Here is a 6,666-nt window from a genome sequence, read left to right as displayed (position 1 = left end):
CCGTATCTCCATCCCGGTCGGTGGCTACCGTGCGGCCTTTGAATTTCTCGCTCCTCCCAAACTGGAGGATGCTGCGGTTGCTCCGTCTGCGGAGATGGTGCCTGCCAGCCTGGAACCCGAGCAGCAGGTTCCAGCACCCATCGTCCACGTAAGCCAGAGCCCTGCTCGGCGCAATCGACGAGTCATCCTCACGCTCGGCATTGTCTTCGCCATCCTCTTTGCGCTAATCGGGATCCGGTTTTACAGCGCTCGTCCCCATGGCGCCGTGCAACAGTTCTGGTCGCCGCTGGTCACCGCAAGCTCTCCGGTGCTGCTCTCTGTCGGAAGCAATGCCGTCTACCGGCTCTCAGAGAGTTTCTCGGACAACTATGTTAAGGAACACCATCTGGAAGCCTCCGGCATGGAGTTCTTCCCCACGCTCGATCCTCATCAGACCGTCGACTCCGCCGGCCTGCATGCCGCGCCGGACAGCTTTGTCGCGCTTGGCGATGTCGCTGCTGTTGCGGAGATCACGCGTACGCTGACCGGCTTAAACAAGCCGCAGCAGATTCGCTTCTCGAACGACATCTCCTTTGCCGAGGTCCGCAGCAATCCCACCGTCTCCATCGGCGGCTTCAATAACCAGATGACGCGGGAGTTCACCAAGAAGCTGCGCTTTACCCTGACCAGCCGCAACCGTATCGATGATCATCTCAACCCCGGCCAGAGCTGGCTGCTCAACGCATCCAACGACTCGCACGACACCGAAGACTATGCGCTAATCACCCGTCTACTCTCGGGCAACGCTACCGGGCCGTTCCTCAGCCTTGCCGGCATGGGACAATATGGCACTCTGGCCGCGACTGACTTCGTCTGTGATGACGAGTCCATCAAGAGACTCGCCAGGCTTGCACCCAACTGGCAGCGCCAGAACCTGCAGGTCGTGCTCCGCATCAAGGTCGTGGACTATAAGGCGGTCTCGACAGAGATTGTCGCCGTTCACACCTGGTAATCTCCCCACACCCGGCAATCCTTCTGAGGCACTCTTACGGGAGGCCGATGCGGCTCTCTACCGGGCGAAGAATAAAGGCTACGTACACCGTATAAGGTCAGCCTCTGGCCCTTCATGCGACGTAGTCGCAGATCAAGACAGTAAGGTCGTCATTCTGGTTAGGAGACCATCGCCGGATTGACGCAATGATGTGATCGGCGGCTTCGGCACAGGTTCGATCTGCAGTATCGCGCACTAACGCGCAAAGGCGATCCTTGCCAAACTCTATCTTCTCAGCATCTTCAGCTTCGAGGATCCCGTCTGTGTAGAGCACGAAACGGTCCCCCGGCTGAATGGGAACACTCATGGTCTGATACTGCGCAAAGTTGAACGCGGCGAGCATGAGCCCGTTCTCTTCAATTTCGATCGTCGCACCCTGACGAAGAAGAAGCATTGGAGGATGAGCCGCAGCAGCATATCGCAGTTCCCGTTCGGCCGCACTCAGGTAGACATATCCCGCCGTAACGAACTGGTTCTGAGTATTCCCGCAAAGAACAGCGTTCATACCAGAGAGAAGCTCCGCAGGAGTACGTGCGTTCTCATGTTGCGTGGTAATGGCGAGTTTAACCATGGAGGCGATCAGCGCTGCGGGAACACCATGACCCGACACGTCAGCAATCAGCAACCCAGCCTCGTCGTCACTTGCAACCACATACTCGTAAAAGTCACCGGCGACCGAGGTCATAGGAACGTACCGGGCTGCGACCTGAAATCTTTTGGAGACAGGAAAGGAAACAGGCAGCAATGAGAGTTGGATTCGCTGCGCAATCTCAAGCTCTTTCTGGATGACAGATAACTGCTGTTCTTTTCCAAGAGCCCTGCGCCCTGCAACGATACCGAGGCAGGCGAGCAAAACCACAAAGCCGAAGGGCTCTATGTCGTCATACCGTCCGAAGAACTCGCCCAGATTACCGTAGAGCGCGCACCCGATAAAGAGTAGAAGTCCTCGTCCAGCCCGCCCAAGCAGATTCAGCTCCCGGAAAAAGAAAAACGCCGGGATAGGAACCAGAAACCCGACCGCTGTATAAATTCGCCAAAAGACAGGAGGTCGCAGGCCCAGCTCCCAAATAAGCTGATACTTCATCCACAAGCGGCCGCCATAAAGCAAGGCAAGCAGCGCAAACCATAGAAGTAAGGGATCAAACCGGCGGCGCAACAGCGCGAATAAGCTCGATACCACCCCGACGCTGCTGATGGCCGCTCCCAGAAAAAGGTAGATCTGGGCGTGGTTGAAGATTCGCAATACTTCACTTCTCGCGAGTTGCGGATCGGGCTGAAACATGCGCGCCCATCATCTTATCTGATCCATAGAGCAATCACGGCGCCATAACGCACTCAACCCCAACCGGTGTAGGTTGAGGTTGAGCGGTTTGATACGGCGACGCTGTTATTTATGCGAGATCAAAACGATCGAGGTTCATTACCTTGTTCCAGACTCCAACGAAGTCCTGAACAAACTTCCCGTGCGCGTCTTCGCTGCCATAGACCTCAGCCAGAGCCCGGAGCTGGGCATTGGAACCGAAGATCAGATCGGCTCGTGTTGCTGTCCACCTGACCTTCCCGGTCTTGCGGTCGCGTCCTTCGAACATATCGTTGGCGTCCGAGGTCGACTTCCACAGCGTTCCCATATCAAGCAGATTGATGAAGAAGTCGTTGGTTAGCGCCTCGGGCCGCTCGGTGAAGACGCCATACTTGGTCTGCCCGAAGTTGGCATTCAGCGCGCGCATGCCACCCACGAGAACCGTCATCTCAGGCGCGGTCAGCGTGAGCAACTGGGCCTTATCCAGCAGAGCGATCTCGGCCGGAATGCCACTGCCATTGGTATAGGAGCGGAAGCCATCCGCGGCCGGCTCCAGCACAGCGACAGACACCACATCGGTCTGCTCCTGTGAGGCATCCGTGCGTCCCGGAGTAAAGGGGACGGTCACGCTGACGCCGGCATTTCTCGCGGCCTGTTCGACACCTGCATTGCCAGCCAGGACGATGAGATCGGCAAGCGAGATCTTCTTTCCTCCGGCCTGTGAGCCGTTGAAGTCGCTCYGAATGCCTTCGAGCACCTTCAGGACCTTCGCCAGTTGCTGCGGCTGATTTACCGCCCAGTCCTTCTGCGGGGCAAGGCGAATTCGCGCACCGTTCGCGCCACCTCGCTTATCGGAGCCACGGAAGGTAGATGCTGAAGCCCAGGCAGTGGAGACCAGTTCCGGGATCGACAGCCCCGAAGCCAGCACCTTCTGCTTGAGAGACGCAACATCCTGCTCATCCACAAGCACGTGATCGACCGCGGGAACCGGATCCTGCCAGATCAGCTCTTCTGCCGGAACCTCCGGCCCGAGGTAGCGTGCCCGCGGACCCATATCGCGATGCGTCAGCTTGAACCACGCACGCGCAAACGCGTCAGCGAATGCAGCCGGATTCTCGTAAAAGTGCCGCGAAATCTTTTCGTAAACCGGATCTAAGCGCAGCGAAAGATCAGTGGTTAGCATCGCCGGTGCATGGCTCTTGGACGGGTCGTGGGCGTCCGGTACGGTGCCGTTACCCGCGTCTCCTTTTGGCTTCCACTGGTGGGCGCCGCCGGGGCTCTTGGTCAGTTCCCACTCGAACTTGAAGAGGTGCTCAAAGAAATCATTGCTCCACTTCGTGGGAGTCTTGGTCCATGTCACTTCCAGGCCGCTGGTAATCGCGTCGCCGGCAATGCCGCTGGCGTAAGCGCTCGTCCAGCCCAGCCCCTGCTCTTCAATCGGAGATCCCTCTGGCTCACGTCCCTGATGGTGAGACGGAGCTGCACCGTGAGTCTTTCCGAAGGTGTGACCGCCTGCGATCAACGCAACGGTCTCTTCATCGTTCATCGCCATACGGCCGAAGGTCTCGCGAATGTCACGCGCAGCCGCGACTGGGTCTGGCTTGCCCTCAGGTCCTTCCGGGTTGACGTAGATCAGGCCCATGGTCGTTGCGCCGAAAGGATTGGCGAGATCGCGCTCTCCGGAATAACGCTTGTCCGTGCCCAGCCAGGTCGTTTCCAGTCCCCAGTTGACGTCGAGATCCGGCTCCCATACATCCGCACGGCCACCTGCGAAGCCCAAGGTCTTGAAGCCCATGGATTCAAGAGCGACATTACCTGCAAGAATCATCAGGTCAGCCCAGGAGATCTTCCTGCCATATTTCTGTTTGATCGGCCACAACAGACGGCGCGCACGGTCAAGGTTGACGTTGTCAGGCCAGCTATTGAGAGGAGCAAAGCGCTGCTGTCCCCTGCCGCCGCCGCCGCGACCGTCTCCGGTACGATAGGTGCCTGCGCTGTGCCATGCCATGCGAATAAACAACGGGCCGTAATGACCGAAGTCGGCCGGCCACCAGTCCTKCGAGTCCGTCATCAGTGCGAGAAGATCCTTCTTCAGTGCTGCATAATCCAGGCTCTTGAACTCTTCCGCATAGTTGAAATCCTCGCCCATGGGATCGGACAGAGACGAGTGCTGATGCAGCAGATTCAGGTTCAACTGGTTCGGCCACCACTCACGATTCGTTGTCCCGGGGCTGCTGCCGTGATGAAAGGGGCACTTTGCTTCGGTTGCCATGGGTCTCTTCTCCTTCTTGAACGCTTCTGTTCGCTCATCGCATCTGGCGCGATGGAAGACTCCTGCGTTGGGTTGCAGAGGCTGTCACTCCTTATACGCCCGATCCGTTGTTGTTTTCTTCAGCCGCGTGTAAAACACGCACGCCATTCGCTCTTGTCGTTCTCGACCAGATGACTGTAGCACCCGGGGGATCTATAGCTCCAATACATATTTCCCATCCGGAGTATAGTTATCTCCTATGGAGTTTCATCAATTGCGCTACGTCTGCGCCATCGCCGAAACAGGCAGTTTCAGCCGCGCCGCGGAGCGCTGTCAAGTCGCGCAGCCATCGCTCTCACAGCAGGTTCTTAAGCTCGAGGATGACCTGGGGGCAAAGCTCTTTGACCGGCTGGGACGGAGCGTCCGCCTCACCGAGGCCGGCCACGCGTTCGTGCCTCACGCCCGCTCTATCCTCAACCAGATGGAGGCGGCTCGAGCGACCGTGGCTGATAAATCCGCTGATGTCCGTGGCAGCGTGGCGGTCGGCGTCATCCCAACGATTGCGCCGTTCCTGATGCCGCGCTACACAGCTGCCTTTGCAAAAAGATACCCTGAAGCCAATCTGCGCATTGTGGAAGAGATGACACCCGTACTGGTGGAAAGCCTACGGAATCTCTCGATCGATATCGCGGTTCTGGCCCTGCCGCTGCGCCACAAGGATCTGGAGCTCTTCCCTCTCCACACCGAACCACTCTTCGCTGTGTTGCCCAAGGATCATCCTCGCGCCGAAGCGAAATTGCTCTCTCTGAAAGAGCTGCGTGGCGAATCCTTTGTCATGTTGCGCGACGGTCACTGCTTTCGCGACCTCAGTATTGCCGCCTGCACGCATGCTCACGTCACACCGCGCATAGCCTTCGAGAGCGGCCAGTTCAGCAGTCTTATCGGAATGGTCGCCGCCGGAGTAGGTATCTCGCTCCTTCCGGAGATGGCCATCGACCGCAACCCCGGCTGCCGCTACATCCGTGTCAGCGATGCGCGTGCCACACGGACGATCGTTGCCGCCGTTCTGCGAGGACGCAGTTTTAACCGCATTCAGCAGGCATTTCTCGCGGGGATCCAAAAGTAAAGGCGTGGTCGGCAAATAACATTCGCAGACCACGCCGCAGCACCGGCCTTAGAACTGAAACACGAGACCTGCGGATGGGACCATCATCTGGGAAAACTTATCAGGACGCGATACTCCTAAAGAGAAGTCCGGAGCTTTATACAGAAAGTTCTTTGCCTGAGCACGGACAGCGAGTTGACGGGTAATGGGAATATCGACTCCGCCTCCAAACATGATGGCATTCGCAGTCTGCCTGGGAATGAACGTCGTGTCCCGTGGATCGAATAACAGCACACCGCCTCCAACCATCGCATAGGATTTGAAGCGCTTCGTAAGTGGATTGGGAGATTGATTACGGCCGAACCTGTTGCGGCATGGACATTGGTCCTTAGCGACAACAAGGTACTCGATGTCTCAAACTTCTGCGTATTCCGGAAAAAATCGTACTCCACCTCCGCCCCTAGAAACCTGCTGAAGTTAAAGCGGTAGCCCACCATGCCACCGCCGGATGAGGTCGGTCTATAGGTCACTCCCTGCACGGTCACCTTCCGCGTGAATACGCCGCTTCCCTGTACCGTGATCTGATGTCTTGCGATGGACTGTCCTGCTTCCGTCGCCTGCGCCATGGCAAACACGTTCGACATCAGCGCAAAGATCACGGCACATTTCACCTTGTTCATCTTATGGACTCCTGACTTTCCCGAAGAATTCTTAGCTTAAAAATTAAATACCTACTAGTAGGTATTTATATACAAAGAAGACCATCCATGCAAATACTCTCTTCCCCCTAAAGAGAAATGCCGCCATTACGGCGGGCTTACACGGAAGTCGATTGAGGAAAAAGAGGGCCGGTCAGAACGCAGCGAGCCCACATACTGACCGGCGAAGGAGAATAACTTGCCATTTGCTACAAACGACAACTACGTTTTGCACCGTGATCGACGGAATGATCACGGAGAAGAGAGAGGTCGGTCACCGCC

At 57.2% G+C, this 6,666-nt stretch carries 5 protein-coding genes; 2 read left to right on the top strand and 3 right to left on the bottom strand.

Translation table 11 applies throughout. From position 1 onward, the window contains the following. Window positions 1–991, top strand: a 991-nt coding sequence (locus AB4043_RS15250; protein ID WP_442307432.1) for a hypothetical protein, incomplete at its 5' end; no start/stop codon positions are given. Between the two features lie 112 nt (window positions 992–1,103). Here AB4043_RS15250 and AB4043_RS15245 read toward each other — a convergent pair. Both AB4043_RS15245 and katG read right to left on the bottom strand, forming a co-directional pair. Next, the gene (locus tag AB4043_RS15245; RefSeq protein WP_442307431.1) at window positions 1,104–2,312 is read right to left on the bottom strand and encodes a PP2C family protein-serine/threonine phosphatase; all 1,209 of its coding nucleotides are present in this window, start codon (window positions 2,310–2,312) and stop codon (window positions 1,104–1,106) included. 109 nt (window positions 2,313–2,421) lie between these two features. Beyond that, window positions 2,422–4,602 carry a catalase/peroxidase HPI gene (gene katG, locus AB4043_RS15240; protein WP_442307430.1) on the bottom strand — a complete coding sequence of 727 codons (2,181 nt, stop codon included), beginning with the start codon at window positions 4,600–4,602 and terminating at the stop codon, window positions 2,422–2,424. Window positions 4,603–4,840: 238 nt separating this feature from the next. Here katG and AB4043_RS15235 point away from each other — a divergent pair, with 238 nt between their 5' ends. Then, a complete protein-coding gene (locus AB4043_RS15235; protein WP_442299077.1) occupies window positions 4,841–5,707 on the top strand; it encodes a LysR family transcriptional regulator in 867 nt (288 codons plus the stop codon). Window positions 5,708–5,755: 48 nt separating this feature from the next. On the opposite strand, the gene AB4043_RS15230 is transcribed toward AB4043_RS15235, so the two are convergent. Beyond that, on the bottom strand, window positions 5,756–5,980 hold the full coding sequence (locus tag AB4043_RS15230) for a hypothetical protein (RefSeq protein ID WP_442299076.1): 225 nt from the start codon (window positions 5,978–5,980) through the stop codon (window positions 5,756–5,758). Window positions 5,981–6,666 lie beyond the last annotated feature (686 nt).

This window comes from Terriglobus sp. YAF25 (assembly GCF_052113305.1).
Lineage (GTDB): Bacteria > Acidobacteriota > Terriglobia > Terriglobales > Acidobacteriaceae > Terriglobus.
Note: the sequence above shows the minus strand (reverse complement) of the source record. Positions and strands in the feature narration are given on the sequence as shown.

Excerpts from the sequence above, each read along its gene's own strand:
- AB4043_RS15235 (WP_442299077.1), top strand. The coding sequence starts at position 4,841 with ATGGAGTTTCATCAATTGCGCTACGTCTGCGCCATCGCCGAAACAGGC.
- AB4043_RS15245 (WP_442307431.1), bottom strand. The coding sequence starts at position 2,312 with ATGTTTCAGCCCGATCCGCAACTCGCGAGAAGTGAAGTATTGCGAATC.